Annotated in this window: 22 protein-coding genes; 9 read left to right on the top strand and 13 right to left on the bottom strand. The window is 44.0% G+C overall.

Annotated features, from left to right (window positions below; genetic code table 11):
• Positions 1-11: 11 nt before the first annotated feature.
• Together phnA and ACOGW3_RS06915 are read right to left on the bottom strand one after the other, a co-directional pair.
• Positions 12-1,262, bottom strand: a complete 1,251-nt coding sequence (gene phnA, locus ACOGW3_RS06910) for a phosphonoacetate hydrolase (protein WP_419902293.1) — start codon at positions 1,260-1,262, stop codon at positions 12-14.
• A 30-nt stretch (positions 1,263-1,292) separates the two neighbouring features.
• Positions 1,293-2,447: a 2-aminoethylphosphonate--pyruvate transaminase gene (locus ACOGW3_RS06915; RefSeq protein ID WP_419902294.1), complete on the bottom strand. Its 1,155-nt coding sequence runs from the start codon at positions 2,445-2,447 to the stop codon at positions 1,293-1,295.
• Positions 2,448-2,645: 198 nt separating this feature from the next.
• On the opposite strand from ACOGW3_RS06915, the gene ACOGW3_RS06920 reads away from it, so the two are divergent.
• The 5 genes from ACOGW3_RS06920 to ACOGW3_RS06940 all read left to right on the top strand — a co-directional run bounded on the left by ACOGW3_RS06920 (position 2,646) and on the right by ACOGW3_RS06940 (position 6,043).
• Positions 2,646-3,524 (top strand): LysR substrate-binding domain-containing protein, encoded by an 879-nt coding sequence (locus ACOGW3_RS06920; RefSeq protein ID WP_419902295.1) that lies wholly within the window; start codon positions 2,646-2,648, stop codon positions 3,522-3,524.
• Positions 3,525-3,627: 103 nt separating this feature from the next.
• Positions 3,628-4,425, top strand: a complete 798-nt coding sequence (locus tag ACOGW3_RS06925; protein WP_419902296.1) for a substrate-binding periplasmic protein — start codon at positions 3,628-3,630, stop codon at positions 4,423-4,425.
• Between the two features lie 205 nt (positions 4,426-4,630).
• Complete coding sequence (locus ACOGW3_RS06930) at positions 4,631-4,921, top strand: chorismate mutase (protein ID WP_419902297.1); 291 nt, start codon at positions 4,631-4,633, stop codon at positions 4,919-4,921.
• A 298-nt stretch (positions 4,922-5,219) separates the two neighbouring features.
• Positions 5,220-5,723 (top strand): cytochrome c oxidase subunit 3, encoded by a 504-nt coding sequence (locus ACOGW3_RS06935; protein ID WP_419902298.1) that lies wholly within the window; start codon positions 5,220-5,222, stop codon positions 5,721-5,723.
• 2 nt (positions 5,724-5,725) lie between these two features.
• Positions 5,726-6,043 carry a cytochrome C oxidase subunit IV family protein gene (locus ACOGW3_RS06940; RefSeq protein WP_419902299.1) on the top strand — a complete coding sequence of 106 codons (318 nt, stop codon included), beginning with the start codon at positions 5,726-5,728 and terminating at the stop codon, positions 6,041-6,043.
• Here ACOGW3_RS06940 and ACOGW3_RS06945 read toward each other — a convergent pair.
• The 10 genes from ACOGW3_RS06945 to ACOGW3_RS06990 all read right to left on the bottom strand — a co-directional run bounded on the left by ACOGW3_RS06945 (position 6,035) and on the right by ACOGW3_RS06990 (position 16,569).
• Complete coding sequence (locus ACOGW3_RS06945) at positions 6,035-6,439, bottom strand: YchJ family protein (protein ID WP_419902300.1); 405 nt, start codon at positions 6,437-6,439, stop codon at positions 6,035-6,037. The two genes, ACOGW3_RS06940 and ACOGW3_RS06945, sit on opposite strands and share 9 nt — an antisense overlap.
• Before the next feature lie 14 nt (positions 6,440-6,453).
• Positions 6,454-6,978 (bottom strand): TerB family tellurite resistance protein, encoded by a 525-nt coding sequence (locus tag ACOGW3_RS06950; RefSeq protein ID WP_419902301.1) that lies wholly within the window; start codon positions 6,976-6,978, stop codon positions 6,454-6,456.
• A 135-nt stretch (positions 6,979-7,113) separates the two neighbouring features.
• On the bottom strand, positions 7,114-7,479 hold the full coding sequence (locus ACOGW3_RS06955; protein WP_419902302.1) for a nuclear transport factor 2 family protein: 366 nt from the start codon (positions 7,477-7,479) through the stop codon (positions 7,114-7,116).
• 145 nt (positions 7,480-7,624) lie between these two features.
• Positions 7,625-9,328 (bottom strand): putative 2-aminoethylphosphonate ABC transporter permease subunit, encoded by a 1,704-nt coding sequence (locus tag ACOGW3_RS06960; protein ID WP_419902303.1) that lies wholly within the window; start codon positions 9,326-9,328, stop codon positions 7,625-7,627.
• A 1-nt stretch (position 9,329) separates the two neighbouring features.
• The gene (locus ACOGW3_RS06965; protein ID WP_419902304.1) at positions 9,330-10,493 is read right to left on the bottom strand and encodes a putative 2-aminoethylphosphonate ABC transporter ATP-binding protein; all 1,164 of its coding nucleotides are present in this window, start codon (positions 10,491-10,493) and stop codon (positions 9,330-9,332) included.
• Positions 10,494-10,723: 230 nt separating this feature from the next.
• The gene (locus tag ACOGW3_RS06970) at positions 10,724-11,761 is read right to left on the bottom strand and encodes a putative 2-aminoethylphosphonate ABC transporter substrate-binding protein (RefSeq protein ID WP_419902305.1); all 1,038 of its coding nucleotides are present in this window, start codon (positions 11,759-11,761) and stop codon (positions 10,724-10,726) included.
• Between the two features lie 240 nt (positions 11,762-12,001).
• Positions 12,002-13,684 carry a Na/Pi cotransporter family protein gene (locus ACOGW3_RS06975; RefSeq protein ID WP_419902306.1) on the bottom strand — a complete coding sequence of 561 codons (1,683 nt, stop codon included), beginning with the start codon at positions 13,682-13,684 and terminating at the stop codon, positions 12,002-12,004.
• 292 nt (positions 13,685-13,976) lie between these two features.
• Positions 13,977-14,411: an IS200/IS605 family transposase gene (gene tnpA / locus ACOGW3_RS06980; RefSeq protein ID WP_419901154.1), complete on the bottom strand. Its 435-nt coding sequence runs from the start codon at positions 14,409-14,411 to the stop codon at positions 13,977-13,979.
• Positions 14,412-14,981: 570 nt separating this feature from the next.
• Positions 14,982-15,797 (bottom strand): LOG family protein, encoded by an 816-nt coding sequence (locus ACOGW3_RS06985; RefSeq protein ID WP_419902307.1) that lies wholly within the window; start codon positions 15,795-15,797, stop codon positions 14,982-14,984.
• Between the two features lie 298 nt (positions 15,798-16,095).
• Positions 16,096-16,569 carry a hypothetical protein gene (locus tag ACOGW3_RS06990; RefSeq protein WP_419902308.1) on the bottom strand — a complete coding sequence of 158 codons (474 nt, stop codon included), beginning with the start codon at positions 16,567-16,569 and terminating at the stop codon, positions 16,096-16,098.
• Positions 16,570-16,876: 307 nt separating this feature from the next.
• On the opposite strand from ACOGW3_RS06990, the gene istA reads away from it, so the two are divergent.
• The 4 genes from istA to ACOGW3_RS07010 all read left to right on the top strand — a co-directional run bounded on the left by istA (position 16,877) and on the right by ACOGW3_RS07010 (position 20,686).
• Positions 16,877-18,385 carry an IS21 family transposase gene (istA, locus tag ACOGW3_RS06995; protein ID WP_419901087.1) on the top strand — a complete coding sequence of 503 codons (1,509 nt, stop codon included), beginning with the start codon at positions 16,877-16,879 and terminating at the stop codon, positions 18,383-18,385.
• Positions 18,382-19,194 carry an IS21-like element helper ATPase IstB gene (gene istB / locus ACOGW3_RS07000; RefSeq protein WP_419901088.1) on the top strand — a complete coding sequence of 271 codons (813 nt, stop codon included), beginning with the start codon at positions 18,382-18,384 and terminating at the stop codon, positions 19,192-19,194. The genes istA and istB overlap by 4 nt, the downstream gene beginning before the upstream one ends.
• A gap of 339 nt (positions 19,195-19,533) precedes the next feature.
• A complete protein-coding gene (locus tag ACOGW3_RS07005) occupies positions 19,534-19,893 on the top strand; it encodes a hypothetical protein (protein WP_419902309.1) in 360 nt (119 codons plus the stop codon).
• 115 nt (positions 19,894-20,008) lie between these two features.
• Positions 20,009-20,686 (top strand): ribbon-helix-helix domain-containing protein, encoded by a 678-nt coding sequence (locus tag ACOGW3_RS07010; RefSeq protein WP_419902310.1) that lies wholly within the window; start codon positions 20,009-20,011, stop codon positions 20,684-20,686.
• Positions 20,687-20,936: 250 nt separating this feature from the next.
• Here the strand turns inward: ACOGW3_RS07010 and tnpC are convergent, their stop codons facing one another.
• Positions 20,937-22,490, bottom strand: a complete 1,554-nt coding sequence (tnpC, locus tag ACOGW3_RS07015) for an IS66 family transposase (protein WP_419902249.1) — start codon at positions 22,488-22,490, stop codon at positions 20,937-20,939.
• Positions 22,491-22,503: the final 13 nt, after the last annotated feature.

Below are 22,503 nucleotides of genomic sequence, written 5' to 3' on the forward strand. Positions count from 1 at the left end.
TTTAAGGCCAATTACTCAGCGTAGTTTACAGAGCAATAGAAAGCGTCAAAATTACGAAGACGCATATCTGATGGAATACCTGACATTGGGCGGTTACTGATGAAAGGAACTTTCTGCTCAGTGATACCACCATGCGTACGCAGAGGACGATCAAGGGCAGAAAGATCATGACGATCTTCAGAAGTACCAAGTGCCAGATGACGCTCGGAAATAATAATAATGTCACCCATACGATCTTCAGGTAGCTCCAGCATAGCACAACCAGCAGGACCAGATATTGCCAATTCAACACCATCTACTTTTGATAGGCGCTCAACGGCTGCATCCACGCTTTCGCCTTTTGGAAGATAAGCAGTTGCAAAGGAGCCCAGTGCCCCATGGTGGACGACATACGGATCGGTAATTGGCAGAATAACGCGGGCCGCTTCTTTACCATACCACTCATCAAGAAGGTCCTGAAGGTAAAGTACGTTAGGTTTGCCATCGCTATCATGTTTTGGGTTCATACCGTGGTCAGCTGTCAGGGTTAGAACGGCACCCATTTCATCTAGCTGCGCCCAGTATCCATCCATCATTTCATAGAAAGCAAGCGCACCTTCTTCTTCTGGAGCATACTTATGCTGAATGAAATCTGTGGTGGAGAGATACATGATCTCAGGACGAACAGTTTCCATAAGCTTAACACCAGCTGCAAAAACGAACTCTGAAAGATCAGCACTATAAACGGATGGAACAGGCTTACCAACGAAGTCGTTAACGTTCTCGATGCCGTTGTCTTCCATGTTCGCCAGATCAGACTTTTCTGCAGAGAAGCAAATCGCATTGCCTTTGCTATAATCAAGACCGTGACCAAGAAGAAGGCGCAGCTTGTCCTTCGCGGTTACAACAGCAACTTTTGCACCGGCATCCTGATAGGAAGAGAAAATGGTTTTGGCGCGGTAATAACTTGGCGCATTCATTAGCTCTTCTTCACCAGTTTCCTGATTGTAGAAGTAGTTGCCACAGATACCGTGGTAGCGGGGTGGGCAACCACTCACAATCGAAAGGTTATTCGGATTTGTGAAAGAAGGCACAACTGACTCAGCAATCAAATTAGTATTTTTGTCACTGCTGAGAAGGCTTTTAAGCCATGGCATACGCCCAGCTTTCATAGCCACTTCCATGTAATCAGGTTCACTACCATCTACACAGACAACAACAACCGGGCGGTCCGAACGTTTATATAAGCGGCCGTTGGCCTGAACTAGTTTACCAGCACTCATAGGATATCTCCTGAATTCATAATTACCGTTTTAGGCAGCAGACGAGGCGCAATTTGTAACGCCCATTTCATTAAGTGTCTCTTTGATCACAGTAAGAGCATCACGAATATCGTCATTACCCATCCGACCAATACAACCAACCCGGAACGAGTCTGCAACGGTGAGTTTCCCTGGATAGATAAGATAGCCGCGTTCGGCAAGTCGATCGTAGAAGTCTTGGAAATCAAATTTCGGATCAGTTGGTTTGTGGAACGTTACGATGATCGGTGCCTGTAGATGATCAGGCAACAAAGTTTCGAACCCAAGTTCACGCATACCATCGACAAGGATTTTGCAATTTGATGCATAACGACCACCACGACCGTCGACACCACCCTCTTCCTCAAATTCACGAATTGCCTGCTCAAACGCCACAATGCAATGTGTTGGTGGGGTAAAACGCCATTGGTCCGTTTTTTCCATCTGAACCCATTGGTCATAAAGATCAAGAACCAATGAAGGTGCATTTCCTTGAGCTTTTTCAAGAGCAGAACGACGGATCAGGACGAAGCCCATACCCGGCACGCCTTCTAAACATTTATTAGAAGAAGCCGCAACCGCATCATAGCGGATCTTTGAAGAATCGACTGGTAAAGCGCCAAAAGCAGACATTGAATCGATCAACAAGGAGCGACCGTGTTTTTCAACAACTTCAGCAACACCCGCAATTGGGTTAAGCACGCCAGAGGTTGTCTCGCAGTGGATCACAGCAACATGGGTAATTTCTTTATCTTCGCTCAAACGGGCATCCAGATCAGAAATACTAACGGGTTGGTCTTCCGGATATTCCATGACCTCATTTTTACGATCATAGTATTTACAGATTTTTGCCATGCGATGACCGTAAGCCCCGTTAACGAGGATAAGCAGCTTACCATCACGAGGAACAAGTGTTCCCAGCATTGCTTCAACTGAAAAGGTCCCGCTGCCCTGAAGAGGAACACAAACGAAGTCATCCTGCCCGTTGATGATGTTCAACAAACTACTGCGAACACGGCGGTTGATCTCGATGAATTTCTTATCACGCGAACCAAAATCGTGAAGCATCGCTTCCTTCGTGGTTACGGAAGTTGTCAGCGGACCCGGCGTTAAAAGCCAAGGATCGCCTGACGGGGAAGCGGCAACTGCAGATGTCTTATCAGACATTAAGGATCTCCTCATTTGACCCGAATACAAAGACCGGAAAAGCAACTTACTCAACCAGCTTGATTAAAATTTATCAGTTCAAAACTTCCTACCTCTGTTTTATTCAGTCTCAGGTGTTTTGAACTTCTTGCTCTATATGCCGCGAATCTCTATCATAAATCAAATCGATACTTTTTATATGACAGATTGGTTTCACCAATGAATCATGCTCAGATCCGTGCCTTCCACGCCGTAGCCAACGAAGGCAGCTTCACCAAAGCCGCAGATGTGCTCAATGTTACGCAGCCAACTCTCTCTGGTCAGGTCGCAGCTTTAGAAGAAGCCTATGGCGTAAAACTCTTTGAACGAAGAGGGCGTGGCATAGAAATAACCGAGATAGGACGACGCCTTCACGCCGTTACTCTCCGTCAGTTTGCTGTCGAACTTGAAGCTGAACAGGTTCTTTTATCTGCACGGGGATTAATGTCGGGACAACTTCGCGTCGCAGCTGACGCACCATATCATGTGGTCCCCCTGCTCGCGACCTTTAGCCGACTTTACCCCGGGATCAATTTTTCGATGAGCTTTGGTAACTCCCAACAAGTACTACAAGGTCTGTTTGAACGTAAATCCGATGTTGTGGTTATGCCTAATATTCAAGAAGATCGACGCATTCACGCTGCCCCACTAAAACGCGAACCCCTAATTGTCTTTGTTGATCGTAACCACCCCTGGTCAGCGAGAAGAAGTATTAGTATTACGGAACTTCCGCACCACCGTGTCATCCTTCGGGAAAAAGGCTCGGTTACTCGAAAGATTTTTGAAAACGCCCTTGAAAGTGCCGGAGTTAAACTTGGTGAAATTCTTGAAGTTGGAAGCCGGGAAGCGGTACGAGAGGCCGTAGCATCAGGGTTAGGGATCGGTGTGGTATTTGAAAGTGAATTTGGTAATGACACAAGATTACATGGCTTAACCGTACGAGATGTACAGCTCGAAGGTCTCGAGTACGTTGCCTGTCTAAAGGACAAAAAGGACTCACCGGTAATTAGGGCCTTCTTTGACCAAATTCAAAGTTTAACGGCCTCTAATATGACTTAAGGCTCAAGGAAGGCTTATAACAGGAGACATCATTGATAGATTTTGTTCCGAATTTATGATACTGTGAGACACTATTACATCTCCCTTTTTAAAAGGCCCTATAATGATGTACCCCCTCAAAAAATGCTTATCCCTACTTACCGTAATTGTAGCGCTTTATATTCTTCCAGCCTCTTCGATCTATGCGGCAGATCAATGCACTTCTTTTACTGGTAACGGTATCAACAATTGGTATCCCTTTTCTTACAGGAACGCAGAGGGTGAATTAACCGGGATCGTCGTCGATGGAGCTCATGAAGCTGTTAAACGCATTGGGCTTACAATAGAAATAGAGCCGGACAAACCCTGGAAACGCATCATGTATGACCTGGAACAAGGCAAGGTTGACATGGTTCTTGGCGCGTACTGGAACAGTGAACGTGCGGAAAAATATCATTATTCAGAACAACTTGGCACAGATGAATTACGCGTGTTCGTCAAAGAAGACAAACAGTTCTCCTTAAACTCAAACGAAGACTTAATCGGTCGCTCCGGGATGAGAATTCTTGGAGGCTCTTTAGGGGACGAATTCGATAACTTTGCCAAAAAACATCTAAATTTCATCGAGGTTCCGAAAAGCGATACTATTGTCCTTATGCTTCAAAATGACAGGGCAGATTATGGAGTTTTGGGTTACGTTGAAGGACTACTTCATGTTCAGGGTCTCAATTTAAAAGGAAAAATTGTCCCCCTTGCCTTGCCGATTTTATCTAACTCCATGCATGTCTTAATCAATAAAAAGGCGTACTGTGCCGACAAAGTAAAAGCCATGAACACCGCCATAGTTGAAATGCAAAACGATGGCACCTTGGACAAGATTATCGCTCATCACTTAAGTCAGATTTCAAAACGGCCACAATAACTTTCCCTATTGGCCTCTTAGATACAAACCTTCCTATTAATTTCATTCATACGAGCAATCTATTTTACTCGACGCTCCTGCACATTTATAAGAAGGTATAAATGTTTCAGGCTTAGCTAAACTCGATTCAGAGTTATGACAAACAAGACACATGACAAGGCAACAAAATGAAAAATCACGGGCGTTGGTGAGGGGAAATAAACTTATGGCTGAAGACGTTAAAGCTAAACTAATCGAGTACCGTGACAGTATCGATAACATTGATGCTTCTTTAATCTATATGCTTTCAGAACGCTTCAAGGTCACTGAAAAAGTTGGTTTGTTTAAAAAAGAATATGACCTTCCGCCTGCCGACCCTTCAAGAGAACAAAAACAAATTGCCCGGCTACGGGATCTTGCTAAATCCGCAAAACTAGATCCTGATTTCTCTGAAAAATTCATCAATTTCGTAATTGATGAAGTTATCCGTAATCATGAGAAAATTCGTAAGGGTTGATAACTGATCCCTCCCTCAAGGAGTTCACATCTCCTTGAGGCATTATGTCGTATTGCTACCAGTGACCTCCTAGTAAAGGATGAATAATCTTGAACTAAAGCTGGTCCTAATAAGCGTATGCATCCCCCCCGACAAAGACAGTGATCTCTACGAGATATATTTAGTGGAAAAGGCTGCAGCCTCCCAACTGTCAAGCAAGGGCGAGATATTCTCGGAAAAATTACCTCAAACAAAGATAGAAACTCAACCACACCAAAGTGCATGGGGACCTCTGGATGCCCTCCCAGGTAACCCTATGATGTGGATACTAATCATAAGTGAATTGATGGTATTTGGGTTATTGCTTGCGGGATATTCTTTAAAATTTATAGAAGCCCCCGATCTGTTCCTGAGCTCCCAAGCCCAACTCAGTCGTCTTATTGGTGGCCTTAATACGCTCGTTTTAATAACCAGCGGACTGTTTGCTGCGCTGGCAAACGAAGCTAGAAAAACCAGCAAAATTACTTTAACCCGCGGTTATCTCGCGATCACGGCAGCTTTTGGGCTTCTTTTCCTCGTCCTAAAATTTTATGAGTACAGCGACAAGGCAGCTTTAGGGATCTCTATAGAAACCAATAGCTTTTATACATTGTTTTACCTCATGACCGGATTTCATGCAGCACATGTCATTTTCGGGTTACTGATCCTTGGGCTGGTTTCAGTCTACAGCAGCCGAGAAAACATCCAAACAGCCTGTGCCTTCTGGCATATGGTCGACCTGATCTGGTTGATCCTCTATCCCATACTCTATTTGGTCAGATAAACATGCTCCATACGCCCCGTAAAACAAATCCTGTTTTCCGCCTTTTGCTGACCTGGGTCCTCATGTCCGGTTTAACAATCATTAGCATGCTCAGTGGCGATGTACTTGAAACAAAGGGTCATACCAAGTCAATCGGACTTGTCTCCGTTAGCATCCTGATGATGATAACACTGTTCAAATGCCGATTACTTCTATTGGATTTTCTGGAACTTCGTCACTCTACCAAGGGATGGCGAAGGGGATTTATTTTCGTCATTTTACTTATTACGACCATGATTGCTGCAGCTTATGCTTTAGCTAGAGGCTTTGATTTATTCTGATAAAGCTTTTACGTAATACCAACGTCCAGATTTTTTTCGAAAAAGGCTCTTTTCACGCTGTTCATTAGCAACGCCATCAAAAACAGAACGTGCAACAAAGAGAACATATCCTTCCTTATCGCCCTTTAGCCCTCTACCCGTATCAAGGATTTCGAGACCAAGCCATCTACTATCTTTAGCCCTAAGAAGAGTACCAATTTCATTGAAATCGCTCTGATACCGGGGCCAAAGAGTTTCTTTTAGATACTTAATCTCTTCTTTAACATAAGCTGTATAACGCGACCGCATAAGCTGTTCAGCTGTCTCTGCCACACCCTGTCCAGTGATAAAAACACCGCAGCAGTTATCATAATCCTGCCCTGAATTACAAGGACAGGGATTACTTTCTAAAGTCATGTTGTGATCTGTTCTTAAGAGATTTGTCGACTAAGTTGACTTAGGCTTTGTTGTTGGTGCTCGCTCATACCGTCACCCTCAACCGAAGCAACGCGTGTAACCATTGATAAAAGCTGCTTTTTCTCGTCGGCTTCGAGACCACGGCGCAGGATCCGGCTTAGCTTTCGAATTGCGTCATCAAGGTTTGCTGACTGTTCCATTAGCCAGCGGCTCTGCCCCGCGATTTCTACAGCTTCTTTTTCACTGGCCCCAAAGACACTTTGGCACTCTTCTTTTATTGCAAGGAGTTGTTCGCGTGTATAATCCCCATCCATACGAGCGAAAGCTGCCATCACAGCCGCAGCTGCAACTCTGCTGTCTTCGATAGCATCTAGTGGATTAACTTTTGTTTTGCGGTTGTGGCCAAAACGTCTTGCTGCCGAACGAATGTCATCCGCAGCTTCAACAATATCCTTTGCTGCCGCTGCTGCCGTTCTGACACGCCATATGAAAATTGCAATTCCCCCAAGAACTGCAACAATACCCAATAGTATATGCATAGCTTATATATCAACCCCCATGATTGCTGATAAACTATATAAGTCGAACCTTAATAATGTGTAACTGTAATCAATTATAAGTTGACGTAACAAGCTCAATTAAAAGTGATTTATCTCAAAATCAATAAGTACAGATTATTCGGTAATCATCGATGGTAATTTGTTCGTACGCTCAAATCGAACTCTTTGGATCAATCCCTCACCTATTTCATAAATTGCAATGACATACAAAGTATCAACATCAGGAAGACCTGTGACCACCTCTTCATCAATCACAACCCTTCCCAAGGCAATTCTATTTATAAGTTTAGCGTGTAATTCAGGATTGCTAAACCGCTCTGTATAAGCAATTCGCAAAGCTTCTATTCCCTCAAAGAGAACCTCACCTTCGACCAATAATTCCGCCTTTACATCATTGCCAAAACAAGCACAAAAAGTGTCGATGTCATGCGCATTGTAAGCAACAAGCTGTTTTTCAGCCACTTGGGTAGGTGTAAGCATTATCTTGAGCCCTCATTGTTAGCCTGTTAATTATTATAAACTTAACAGGCTCAGCCTCACAAAAAAAAGAGCGAGATCAAATCTCGCTCTTTTTTCAATTTCGCTCAAATGAGCTTCTAATAACAGGGCTGATATCCCTATTAGCTTATCGTTGACGCCATGCCTGGGTCTTATTCACCAGTACTTTGGATACGACAGCATGCAAGATACGCGCACCTGCATTGGTATAGAAAATCATCATGCCCATTGCAGCAGCTGGAGCAATATCGCCAGCATCATCCATATTCAACACTGCAACTGATGCCAATTGAGTGTGATACGAATAGATAAACACAACAGCCGAAACAGTGGTCATAGCATTCACGAAGAGATAAATCGCTATTTCCAATATTGCGGGCGTACAAACAGGAACAGTTACCTTCAAGAACATCTTGTAGAATGGTTGCTGTAGTGACTGAGAGACAGACTCAAACTCTTTATCCATCTGCTTGAGAGCAGTCATCGCAGTCAAATGAGCCACGGTATAAAAGTGAGTTACCGTAGAAACCACCAGAATTGCCATTGTACCATAGATAAAGTTGAAAGGGTTATCCGGGTTGTTAAAGAAGAAGATATAAGAAAGACCCAGTACCATCCCGGGAACTGCCATAGGCATCATCGCAAGGAACTGAAACGCCGTCCGTCCAGGACCAAATCCCCTACCTTTTTCCACCATGTAGGCACCGGTGAAAACGATACTGGTCCCCACAGCAGCAGTCCACAAAGCCAATTGGATAGAGTTGTAATAGGAATCCCAACCGCCCCCGTCCATAAGGTCGAAATTGTAATGCTGAAGGCCAAGGCTCAAATTGTAAGGCCAGAATTTGACCAAAGCCGCATATTGGCACGTTGCAAGAATAGTCACGATGATAAGCACAATCAGACTTGAGTATGACATCATCAATGTATCGAATGACCGGTCAGGTTTTGGCTCATACGGAACAGCACGTGCCGACAATTGTGAAACCTGCTTTTTCTGCACCTGACGATCGATATAAAATGCAAAGATCGCTGGGATTAGGAGAACAACAGAAACAACAGCACCCATTGAAAAGTTTTGCTGCCCAATAACCTGTTTATAAATATCCACAGCCAGAACATTATATTGACCGCCGATAACCTTAGGCACACCAAAATCTGTAATCACAAGGGTAAAGACAACAAACGCTGCAGAGATCAGGCCGTAACGTGCACCAGGCAATGTGACCGTCCAAAAGATCTTCCATTTCGGCGCACGAAGTACGGTTGCCGCCTCATATAGCCGTGCATCTGATATCGCAAGAGCCGTCATGATGATCAGGAGAGCATGCGGAAAGGTAAAAAATACTTCTGCAATCACAATCCCTAAGGGGCCATAAATTGTTTCCCCAAACAGGAGCCATTTCATATAGCCCTGCTTACCAAACATATAGATAAGCCCGATCCCTGGTAGGAGTGACGGTACCAGAATAGGGATCATCGCCATGATCTTAAAGAACCCCTTAAACCGCATACAGCTACGGGTTAAGGCGTAAGCATAAATAAAGGCCAGTGTTACTGTAATGAGCATTGTCACCACAGATATGATCACCGAATTTTCGATCGAATTAAAAAGTGCGGGCGTGGAAAAGTATTTGATATAGTTATCAATACCGATGAACACACCGTCTTTATTTTCGAAAGACTTCGAAAGCATCGTGTATAGAGGGAAAGCAAGCGCAATAAGAAGGTATGCGCCAATCATCACCATGAAGCCACGCATCGTCCAGTCATCCCGACTAGATTTCGGCTTCACCTCCTTCAAAAGAGAAGTATTTGTGACATCCGTCATCTTAGTTTACTCCCGGAAAAACAGATACTCTGTCCTGAGGAATAGATACGGTAATAGTATCGCCAATTTGCACACCGGTACGGCGAACCATATTGATTGAAAAATCACCTTTGATGTGCGCGCTGCCGCTTGCTTGTTGACTTACAAGATCAACCCTGAAGAAGGCTCCCATAAATTCCATATACTTAACTTCAGCCTCAAATGAGTTTGGCAGTTTAGCATCACCTTCTTGAACCAAAAGGTTTTCCGGACGGAAAGCAACCGTGATATCACCTGTTTCTGTTATATTCTCAGGATCACAATTCAAATCAACTTCGCCCATTTTAAGAACAGCGCTACCGTTGGCTTTTCCTGGGATGAAATTCATAGTTCCAATAAAATCAGCGACAAATGCAGAAGCTGGATTACGGTAGATCTCTAAGGGAGAACCGACCTGCTCAATTACACCGTCATTCATAACCACAATACGATCAGCCATAGTAAGAGCTTCTTCCTGATCGTGTGTCACCATGACAGTTGTCACGCCTAAGGTACGCTGTAGCTCTTTGATTTCATGTCGAAGGTGTGTCCGAACCTTGGCATCAAGCGCTGAAAGAGGTTCATCAAGCAAAAGTAAGCCAGGGTTCGTCGCAATTGCACGTGCAAGCGCAATACGTTGCTGCTGCCCACCAGATAACTGTGCAGGATATTTGTCACCTTGCGAAACCAGACCAACCAGCTCCAGCAATTCAGTCACTCGTTTTTCGATATCAGCTTTCGGCAACTTCCGATTTTCCAGACCATATGCAATATTCTTACGAATGCTCAGGTTTGGAAAAAGCGCATAGGATTGGAACACGATACCAAAGTCACGTTCACTCGGTGGTAAATTGGAAACATCTTTACCAGCCTGGGTCACTTCACCATAGGTCTGAATATCAAGCCCCGCAATGGCTCGCAACAAGGTTGTCTTCCCACACCCTGATGGCCCAAGAAAGCAGACAAATTCACCTTCGAAAATTTCCAAAGATATGTCTGATAAAGCAGTAAAATCACCAAACATCTTTGTTAAATTAGACGTGGTTAAATAAGGGGTTCGCCCGGTCTCAGTACCGACAGTATTTGCGCTCATCGCCATTCCTCTCAAGGGGCAAAGTGGCACAGTTTTCCTGTGCTCTTCTTGCAAACAGCGTCTCTCATCAATCAAAGGTGGGTTTTAGACAGATCACAAACATTCTGATCTCTGGCCAACAACGTTTTAAACGATAAGGGGCGCTGATATTCAAAATAGGTGAGTAACTGTGTTCTTGTGACACATATTTACTCAGAGTTGTTTCATGATATTTTCTGAATTCCGCTCTCTAGCCAAGGCCAGAGAGCGGATCCAGAATTATAAAATCTTACGCTCTAATTCGATTATGATTTAGGCTCAGATTTAGAATCGTAACGATTAGTCCATTCTGCAAGGATCGCATCACGATTGTTTGCAGACCATTCGAAATCCATCGCAATCATGCTGTCTGTGATGTTCGCAGGATAGTTTTCAATTGGCTTGGAAATACCAGGCATCGCCACAACAGCATAACCTTGGTTGTAATGTTCCATGGCAGGTTTTGACACGAGGAAGTCCATCAGCTTTTTAGCAGAATCAAGTTTATCTGTGCCTTTAACGATGGCAGCAGCTTCCATTTCCCAACCAACACCCTCTGTCGGAATAACGATTTCCAATGGTGCACCTTGGTTTTTGGATTTTGCAGCACGGAAAGCAAACGAAATACCGATTGGCACTTCACCAGCCGCAGCCTGCTTACAAGGCTTGGAACCAGAGTGAGTATAATGGCTGATGTTCTGGTGCAGGTCATCCATAAATGCCCACCCGTCTTCTTCACCGAACATTTGTAGCCAGCTTGCAACGTCTAGGAAACCAGTACCAGAAGACCCTGGGTTTGGCATCGCAACATGGCCTTTGTACTCAGGCTTAGTCAAATCTGCCCAAGACGTCGGCATTGGAAGATTGTTTGCTTCTGCTTCAACAGTGTTAACACAAACAGCAGCTACCCATGCATCCATACCTGCCCAAACAGGATCGGAAGAATTATCACGGAAACGGCTGTCGAGCTTATCAACACCCGCTGGCGCATAAGTTTCAAACATGCCTTCTTTTTTCATAAGAAGAAGGCTTGAACCAGCTAGACCCCAAACAATATCAGCTTGTGGATTGTCTTTTTCCGCAAGAAGCTTAGCAGTAACAACACCGGTAGAATCACGTACCCAGTTGACAGTAATGTCAGGGTGTACTTCGTTAAATGCAGCGGCATAACGCTTAAGGTCTTCAGCCTCAACAGCTGTATAAACAGTAAGATCTTCAGCCGTTGCACTACCAGCCAAAATGCCAAATGCAGCAATCGTTGTGGCAACACCGCCAAGTAGTTTAGTAGCAAATGTTTTCTTCATTACTTTCACGCTCCTCAGTTTGATCGCCCTAAGAGACTTTTCTCTAAGGCATCCCTATTCGGTCATTATGTACTGCGCCGTCTATAGCGACACTTTGTTACATTTATGCTAAGTCTTTGTTACTCAAAAACTTAATTTTGAACATATGTCCATTTCCGCTTTCCTCAAATCAGGGGTGCGGCCCCCCTCTTATAAGAAACCATCCTGCCGACAGTCTCCCTTAACCTCCGGCAAGCCGGATTAGTTACTCACCTCTGCACGTTCAGCATGAGGACGTACCCTTAGCCGGCTTTCATGCAATTCGCCGCTTGCATCCAATATTGGGTAAGCGACTGATGTCAGATGAGAATTAATTCTTTTAAGATCCCGGATCATATCGATATGTAATGCTGACGATTCTATCGATTCAATTCGGCCTTCACGCAGACGCTCAAGGTGCTTATCACCCCCAGCTTGCTCCATGGTCCTAAAGTGTTCTTTACCCGCAATTAATTGACGCGCAATATCTACATCTCCCGATACAAATGCCGTCATGGCGAGTTGCATTTGATCCAACGCCATTTGATGAAGCTCAACAAGTTCGCTCCAACCCTGCTCTGAAAACTCTATTCGTTTTTTGATCTTCTGGCTGGCGATTTCGAGAAGATTTTTATCGATGATATCACCGATGTGTTCCAAATTGGTCGTAAAGGCTATCAACTCCACACACCGGGCAGAATTTTCTTCATTCAATTGATTTTTACTTACTTGAGTTAGATAAAGCTTGATGGCTTCGTGCAACTCATCGACCTGATCATCCAGTTTACTGACTTCAGATAACAAAACAGGATCGTTCGTAGAAAAAACATCGATTGATTTACGCAACATGTTTTCAACAACATCAGCAAGGCGTAACAACTCTCGTGTGGCGCAGGCAACTGCAACAGTAGGTGTTTTAATAACCGCTTCGTCCAAATACTTAGGCTTAAGGTCACTTTCCTCCCCAGGGCGGTCGGGCAGTGCGCGCTCCATAAGGCGTGTCATCACACCAACAAAGGGAAGGAATACAAGTGCAAGTGCAACATTGAATGCTGTGTGGAAATTCGCGATTTGCCGGCCGAGATCTCCACTGCTTATTTCAGCAATATAAGGGCTAACTAAACTCATGAAAGGCAGAATTAACAACACGCCCCCAACACGGAATAACAAATTTCCAAGTGGTATGCGTCTACCCGCAGGCGTTTCACCCATAGTTAACGCAAAAGGAACAATCCCGGCCCCAACGTTTGCCCCGAGTACAAGCGTAAACCCCAATGCGATGGGAACGACACCAGCAATTGTAAGCGACATTATTAAAAGTACCATCGCCACAGAAGAATGAGTGATCCAGGTTATGAGGGCAGCAAGGATAACAGCTATTATGGGCTCTTCAGATAAAGGGATGAGTATGTTTTGAAGAGTTTCGCTATCGCGCATAGGCTCAGATGCAGCTACGACCAACTTTAAAGACAACAACATCAAGCCAAGGCCAATAAAAACACGACCTAAATGCCGTATAGTCATCGTCGGTCGCGTGGTGAAAGAAATGAGGCCAATTAGTATTAGTAACGGAGATAGCCAAGAGATATCGAGAGAAAGAACTTGTACAACCAATGTCGAGCCGACATCTGCCCCGAGCATTACAGCGAGAGCAGGCGCTATCGCAATTAGTCCTTTTCCAGCAAAAGCAACTGTCAACAATGCTGTCGCAGTAGAACTCTGCAGGATGCCTGCCATGCCAATTCCCATACCAAAGGAAGACACTGTATTTCTGGTTGCTGACCCGAGAAAGCGACGAAGCTGGCTACCATAGGCACGCATGACACCTGTACGCACCATTCGTGTCGCCCATAACAAAAGAGCAACACCACCAGCAATTTTTAGTAATAGGTCAAAACCAGACACGCTGTAACTTACCTCACCTTAGAATAGAGTATGTTTACCTTTTACTTATCCCAATTCTGTCAACCCAATGACGAAGCCTTTTTCACTTCAATCAAGATTACCAAGCCATTAATTGTTGATTTCTCCTACCAACAATGAACTTTCACAAAACTGTCATAATATCGAAATATTTTTGTCATCCACAATTTGTGGTATTTATCCGGATATATCAACAGTTAAATGACCCCCGGCAAAGCCGGGGGCTTAAGCGGGTGAGCCCCTTAAAGGGGCAAATTGGGAACCGCTAAAGCGGTTATGGATTGAATATATCCATTTGGTCAAAGTACTTATCACGCTCTTCTTGCGTTCTGATATACTCCCTCACCATCTGTTCATCGAGCCCTACAGTTGAGACGAAATATCCACGGGCCCAAAAATTTTCACCCTTGAAATTCCGTGCTTTATTTTTGAATTTTCGAGCTATGGCAATCGCGCTTTTTCCTTTTAGGTATCCAACGACTTTTGAAACAGCATGTTTGGGCGGTATGCTGATACACATGTGAATGTGATCCGGCATCAAATGGCCCTCCTCAATCTTACTTTCGCGATGCCCGGCCAGTTCATGGAAAATTTCACCAAGATACTGACGTAGGTTGCCATAGATAACTTTTTGCCTGCGTTTAGGGATGAAAACCACGTGGTATTTACAATCCCATCTCGTATGTGCAAGGCTTTTGTAATCTCTCATCGGCTAATTCCTTTGTTATTTTGGTCAATAAACAAAGAAATGTAAGACCGTGGGAACGGTCAAACCATTGAGAGTCCCCCGGCATAGCCGGGGGTTTACCGGATTAAATTAATTGCTATTTTCCACCATTTTACAACAGAATACCACTTAAGATTGCTTATCTAGAGAGCTAGACTCAACTAAATTCATTATCTTTTCTATTTTGTATAGCTCCACACCATTAATCAAATCGATAATACACATACATATCATATGCACAGCCTATGTATATTTGTGATTTTGAGTAATAAAAGGTCGTAATCAATAAACTCCCACCAGCCGGAATATAATTGAAATCCATATTTAATATATAATTCAGTATGTTAACTAAATACCTCACAAATATTACAAATGTGACAGCCAATAACATCTCAAGGAAACATCTATTGACGAACCTATAGCCTGATAATAGCTCTCTGGTATATCCAAAAATTTACAGTCACAAAAACAACAGGCCTCACATTTGTAAGGCCTGGTCGTTTAAACATTAGTCAGAGTTTATTTTACTTAAATAAGTAGGTAGGTAATTTGTTAGAGCATGGGGCCAGGAGTTTCCAAGGAATACTCTATCAACCCCTTGGTCACATAATCAAACGCCTCATCCATTGAATCTGTTACAAGGTAAAGATCCAGATCCTCTTCACTTATTGTTCCAAATTCACATAGCGCTTCAAAATTAACAACCTTATTCCAATAATCTGCACCATAAAGAACGATGGGCATTTTCTTTTTAATTTTTTGTGTTTGGATTAAAGTTAGAAGTTCACAGAACTCATCAAGGGTCCCAAACCCGCCAGGCATAACCAAAACAGCCTTCGCAAGATAAACGAACCAAAATTTACGCATAAAGAAATAATGAAATTCTAACGCGAGCTCTCTTGTAATGTAAGGATTTTCATTCTGCTCAAAAGGTAGCGAAATATTCAACCCTACATTAACGCCCTTACCTTCAGAAGCACCTCGATTAGCCGCCTCCATAATACCGGGGCCTCCCCCTGTGCAGACAACAAACCTACGCTCATCATTATCAAGCGTTTTAGACCACTCGGTAAATCGACGTGCCAGTTCCCGCGTTTCTTCATAATACTTGGAAAGCCTCATAAGCTGCTTGGCTTTTTTCTCACCTTCACCAGTCAACTTAGCTTCTTCCATTGCCTTGTTAGCAACTTCCTTTGATTGAATACGCGCAGATCCAAAAAAGACGATGGTGTCATCTACGTTAAATTCTTCGAACCTTTGTTGCGGCCCAAAGTATTCAGACAAAATCCTTAATGGTCGTGCATCCCCTGAATCCATGAAATTATAATCGTGGTAAAATCTTGGAACATCATTTTTATTATTATCCATGCAATACCTTTCAATAAATCTCAACTTCCATCCTCGATACAATTACCCAAGGAAAAATAAGGACAGAAACTAGAGCATCATTCTACATCAAACAAAAATCTTTAAATATGGCGGCAAAAATCGAAAACATTATTGTTATTATTACCTTATTTGTACTTTAACTAGAATTCCCTACTCATATCTTAATTTTTAATACTGTAATCTTGCGACAAAATCTCTTTCGCTATAACCAGCGCCCCCAAAGAAATTGACTAAAAGCACAAAATTGTTAGTGGGTTCAATAGTTGTCATATTGCCCTTACTGATCTTTTATCCACGCCTCTCGTAGACCTCGACCAATTTTGCGCAATGCATTATTAATCTGAACTTGATGGGTTTCAGCCACAGAACTATAAAGCCCACCGCTACGCCACAACTCAACTCGACCAATCAGCTCACTCATGGATGCAGGGTTATAATATCGCGTATTTGCGTAAAGTGTGACCTCAACATTACTTACACAATTTATATCATCAAATATTATGGTCGTAACTTGGGTATGCAGCCAATAGGAAGACGATTTACTTAACCGTATTTCCCCCTCATGAAATCCCCCAAAAAGGGCACGCTCAAAGACATCCCGACCTAATCCACACTTTTTACTATAGTGTCCCAACCCAGAAACATTAAGCTTAACGTCTTGAATACCTGTTAAGGCCCCCGCTTGAACCGAGCCTCCCCCAATAATCAAAAACAAAACAATGGCAAATACACCCTTAAAGCCTAGATACAACGACTGCATTTTTCCTACCCTACGTTTTTAGTTATCCTCAACTCTTCCGAGCTCTTAACTAAATTCAAGTTTCACCACTAAACTATGACCACTAAATATGTCTCCATCAAGACAACAGGCACTTAAGTGTTCAGCGACAATAACCTTGGCCGGTTGCGACAACCACCTTGGCCGGTGGATCTGATCATTAAAAAGGGCGTGCCCGTTTGATAATCAGATCCACCGGCCAAGGCTTAATTTGGTGTTAGTTACAAGCTGCTGTGAGTTGATAAATTAGGAACCTCTAGATGTAATTGGAGGAACCTGTTTGCCGTATAAATTTATCACAGATGAACAACTGAGACTTTACATGACAGATAGAAAAACTCATGGTCAACGAACCGCCGCTGCCCGCGCAGGGTTTAGCGAACGCACGGCCCGCCGATTTGACGTTGATGCGACTTTACCGTCACAACGCAATATAAAGCGAGGGCGAACAGTTTCTGATCCGCTTGAAGATATCTGGGATAAGGACATCCTTCCCATTTTGGATAAAGACAACTCGGTCAAACCCATTACTTTGTTGCGCCACATACAGAGCCTCTATCCGCTCCGTTTTCCCGATGACCGTGTCAAGCGCACGTTAGAGCGCCGAGTTCGGGGATGGCGGGCTCTGAATGGCCCTGAAAAGGATATCATTTTCAGGCAAACACCTGAGCCGGGTTACATGGGCCAATCAGATTTCACGGATGCAGCCGACTTAAGTATTACCATTGCAGGAGATCCTTTGGTGCATCGGCTCTATCATTTTGTTCTGGTATATAGCCGATGGGAACATGTTGGGGTCGTACTTGGCGGTGAGAGTTTTACAGCCCTTGCGGAGAACTTACAAAATGCGCTTTGGTCCTTGGGGGGCGCTCCTGAAAACCACCGGACCGACAGCCTGTCTGCGGCCTTTCGGAATTTGAGCGTTGAGGAAAAGGAGGACATTACCAAACGTTATTCTGCTTTTGTTGAGCACTACGGTATGGAGGCCAGTCGAAATAACAGAGGGGAATCACACGAGAACGGTGCCATTGAATCTCACCACGGTCACCTTAAGACTGCGATAAAGCAGGCCCTGATTTTGCGTGGCAGTAATGACTTTGACACTTTGGATGAGTATCGGCGATTTTTGGACGAGCTGATTGCTAGACGGAACAAACATCGTGACCAAGATATCCAAACAGAGTTGAAATCTCTCAAGGCGTTACCTCCTCGGCGAACAACAGATTACACTGAAGTCGTGTCGAGAGTTACCAAAACAAGTGGTTTTTTAGTTAAGCAGGTTTTTTATAGCGCCCCTTCTCGCCTAATTGGTCAACGCTTGCGTGTCCATATTTACGATAACCGGATAGAAGCCTATCTAGGCAGCACTCATGTCGTCAGCCATTCTCGTGAGCGGGGGCACGGCAAAGGCCCCCGCATTCATGTTATCAATTATCATCACGTCATTCATGCTCTCAAACGTAAACCTCAGGCACTCGCCAATTCTATTTATCGTGACAGTATTTTTCCAAGAACCGAGTACTCCCTGGCCTGGACATTGTTTCAGAAAAAGTTGTCCCGCAGAGATGCGTGTCGTCAGATGGTTGGGATACTTTTCCTTGCGCACGAAGAGGCTTGTGAGGCCGAAGTCGCGCACCTGATTTCGAGAGAAATCAATGCAGGAAGGCTACCTTGCGCAAAAAAACTTAAGCTGAATATCACAAAAAAGAACACGGATTTACCTCCTGATATTCCCGTGGTTCAACCTTCATTATCAGTCTTTGATACTCTGTTGGAGGATCGGGCATGACAAACATTGAAGTGGATCAGCACAAGCTGCCTCTTATGCTAACTGACTTACGATTACCCAGCTTTCACAAACACTGGCAAGATATCGCAATCCAATCCGACAAGGAGGGCTGGTCAGCAGCCAGGTTCCTTGCCGTTTTGGCCGAATATGAATTGGCCGAAAGGGACACGCGACGCATTCAACGCCATCTCAACGCATCAAACCTGCTGGGCGGAAAAACTCTGGCCACTTTTAACTTCAAGCGGCTGCCTAACGTGAAAAAGGCGCAGGTCGAAGCCTTGTCTGCCGGTGACTGGATTGACGCAAGAGCAAATCTGATTGCCATTGGAAATTCAGGGGGAGGAAAAACTCATCTCCTATGCGCCGTAGGTTATGCTCTTATAGAGGCTGGATACCGTGTGCTCTATACGCAAACCAGTGATCTGGTGCAAAAACTCCAGGCTGCCAGACGTGAACTTATGCTCGAAAACGCCCTCGCAAAACTCGATAAATTTGATCTCATCATTCTCGATGATATTACCTATGCACAAAGGGATATATCTGAAACATCCGTGCTCTTTGAATTGATCGCCAGACGATATGAGTACCGAAGTATTGCAATTGCTGCCAATCAACCTTTTAGCGGATGGGACAATATTTTTCAAGATAAGGCCATGACCGTTGCAGCAATCGATCGTCTTGTTCACCACTCAACCATTCTTGAGATGAATATCGACAGCTACAGACAATGGGAAGCCGCCCAAAATCTCAAAAAAATGTTGCGGAAAACCACAAACAAAAAGGTGAAAAATATGCCTGAAGCATCGTAAATAAACGTCAGATCACAGCCGCATCAAAAGCGGCCAAGGTGGTTGACGCAACCGGACAAAGTGGTTGACGCTCTACACTTAAGCCACACTCCACAACAATAAACTATCAACCGCTGATTTAAGCACCAATTTAACGATGATATCATTGAAAAACATACTAAACTTGAAATTGTGGGGTTTATTTTACCCATACGTCCATTTACTTACGTCTCATTAACCATTTGACCTTAATTTTAACACCGTCTGTATTATGAAAAATACTGTAACAATTATTTATACGACTTACGGCAACACAGGGCTGCTCATTTCGTTTTAGTCATTTGCCCTCAAGGAGATTTCATGCCTTACGTTTCAAGATCAGATGATGGTAAAATCACTGGAGTTCAGGAAGCAAAAACCGAACTTGCAAATGAATTCATAGAAGCAAACTCTCCTGAAATTACTAAATTCCTTACAGGCATTGGCCAAACTACTGCCCATCATGAAGGAGGAATTCAGCAAGAATTAGCTGCTTCTGACTTAGAAATGATTCGTGTAATTGAGGATTTAATTACAACATTGATCGACAAACGCGTCTTGATGATGACTGACTTACCTAAAGCAGCTCAAAGCAAACTCGCCAAACGCTACTCATTGAGAAGTAAATTAACAGACCTTGGAGGGATTTTAGGTGAAAACGATGAAATTTTACTTCCCTAACCTAAAGATTATACATTTAACTAAGTATATTTTCGTTTGTTAAGAACTTATAACCAGTGGTCTTCATTTTGTGTTAGGGGTTGGCAACAAGAACAAGTAATTTAAATAGAGGATTATGCCCAAACCCATCTTACCAGTGAATTTTGCCGACCAAAGCCCCAAGGCCAGAGTCGTGCAGTACAATAAAAAACGGTATTCTATTAGGTTAGAACCCGTATTTTGGCGCGCATTAGAACTAGTTGCCAGTGATCATGAATTAAAATTAGGAAAGTTTATAGGTAAACTAGAAACGATTTATCAGGGACCAAACTTCTCCTCATTTTTACGTGTTTTTTGCATGGTCTCTGCGGAACGCCACCTTGCAGCGACTCAAACAGACACACACAAGAACACCATTCTCTCAATTATTGAAGCAAGCCCAAGTCCTGCGGCCCTGCTTTCCTCTGACATGACCATCATGTCCTGTAATAATTCATTTTATAATTGGCTCGGCGAAACCAGTATTGGCCTTGAAGGCTCAAATATCACAAAACTCTTTCAATTACGTACAAAAGGGCAACTTCAACAAGGCTTGGATGAACTTTTACAAACTGTCTCTCAACACCTTGACGCTCGGATCATACGAGTAGTTCCAGGAAAGGTAATAACCGCACAAGCCCGCATGGTCAGAGCAAGCCTGTACAATCACAAAAAACAATACATCGTAATCTGGATAGCAAGCAGCCCTCGCCTTGCTGCAGCAAAACAAAATAAACAAAGAAATGTAAGACCGTGGGAACGGTCAAACCATTGAGAGTCCCCCGGCATAGCCGGGGGTTTACCGGATTAAATTAGATAGAGTTATTGAAAAAATTGGGATTTCGGAGAAACTATTGAGACTTAATCGGCGTTTAACTCGATAACAACACAAGTTTACTCTCTGCACAGGACTTAAAGAAACTTAGCCCTCTGTCTGTATAATAACTTCGCTTTCACTATACAGAGTCAAGCCACTCGCAAAGTTATAAACATTCAAACCCGTTACATCGTGAGCGTGACGTTAACTACAGGTTCTTTTGCCTGATGAAAGGTGTTACGTTGTTTCTGTCGACGTTCCAGGGTAGCAAAGCTTCGAAGTCTTCGACGGTTTGAGCCTTTGGTAACTCAGTAAAAATATGTCGTAGGTAAGAATATGGCTCGATGCCGTTAGCCTTAGCCGTCTCCACTATGCCGTAGAGATTTGCACTGGCCTTTGCCCCGTTCTGGGAGTTTGAAAACAACCAATTTTTTCTTCCTATAACAAATGGTTTGATTACGCGCTCCATTTCATTGTTATCAATTGGTAGACGGCCATCATCAAGGTAGCGAATGAGCCTCGGCCACTGCTTGTCGATATAGTGCAAAGCCTTACCAAGTAACGATGTCGGCGGGGTCGTCGATATAACTTTGGTTATCCACTCTCTCAAGTCTTCAAGGATTGGTTTGGCCTTTTCCTCACGCAATCTCTGACGTTCGTGATTGCTCATGTCTTTGGCCAGTTTCTCTATACGGTATAAGCTCCTGATCGCTTTCATAGCATGGTCGGCGAGACCAGGTTTTCGCTTTTTGGATTTCTCTAGTGCCTTGATGACATCATTGAACTTGCGTCTAACGTGAGCCATGCAGCCAACCCCAACGATTGTGCTGTCGGATGTCACATTCAGATAGACCTGATACCCGTCACTGACAAGATAACCGGTGTAATCTTCCAGCAATCCCTTTGCCACGTGCTCTCCCCTGGATGGATCGTAGTGGAATAGAATGACCGGCTGATCCGGAGGCCCACCTTTTTGTCCCCACATGTAGGATTTGCTTTGAGGCTTTTTCCCTGGTTCTTTCAGCACCTGAACCCCGGTCTCATCCATAGCAATGATATCGTAGTTTAAAAGGTGATCAGTAAACAGATTGATCAGGGGCTGAACCAGATCGCCACATTTGATCACCCACCGGGAGAGTAATGTCCGGTTAAACTCAATCCCGGAGCGGTTCAGAACAGGTACCATACGGTAGAGGGGCAGGCCATCCACATACTTTCCCGTTACGATGTAAGCCAGCAACCCTGGGGATGCGATGCTTTTTGGTATGGGTTGTGGCGGCAGAGGTGCAATTGTTACGCCTTCTTCGCATGATTTACAGGCGTACTTGAAGCGCACATGCTGTAACACCTGTATTTTAGCGGGAATTATATCAAGCTGCTCGGTGACTTCTTCCCCGATCCTGGACATGAGGCCGCACCCGCAGGCGCAAAGCTTTTGTTCTTCTGGGATATCGTGCTCAATCCGGACACGAGGCAAGTCTTCAGACAAAGAACGGCGCCCACCTTTTTTACGAGTGTGAGCTGGAACTGCAATTTCCCCAATGTCGTCTTCTGTCTCGGTGCCATCCTCAGCCGTTTCCTCAGCTTCATCAAACAAATGGCCCTGTTGTTCAGGGACTGACTTCTCACTGGAGGGGGCAAACTGTTGATGCCGCAACAACCTGTTTTGCTCTTCAAGAATATCAATACGCGCATGAAGCCCACGGTTTAATACCCGCAATTCTTCATTACTTTCCAGGAGGTTGGAGTGCGCTTTTGACATAGCCGGAGTATAG

The organism is Kiloniella sp. (assembly GCF_965205715.1).
Taxonomy (GTDB): Bacteria; Pseudomonadota; Alphaproteobacteria; order Kiloniellales; family Kiloniellaceae; genus Kiloniella.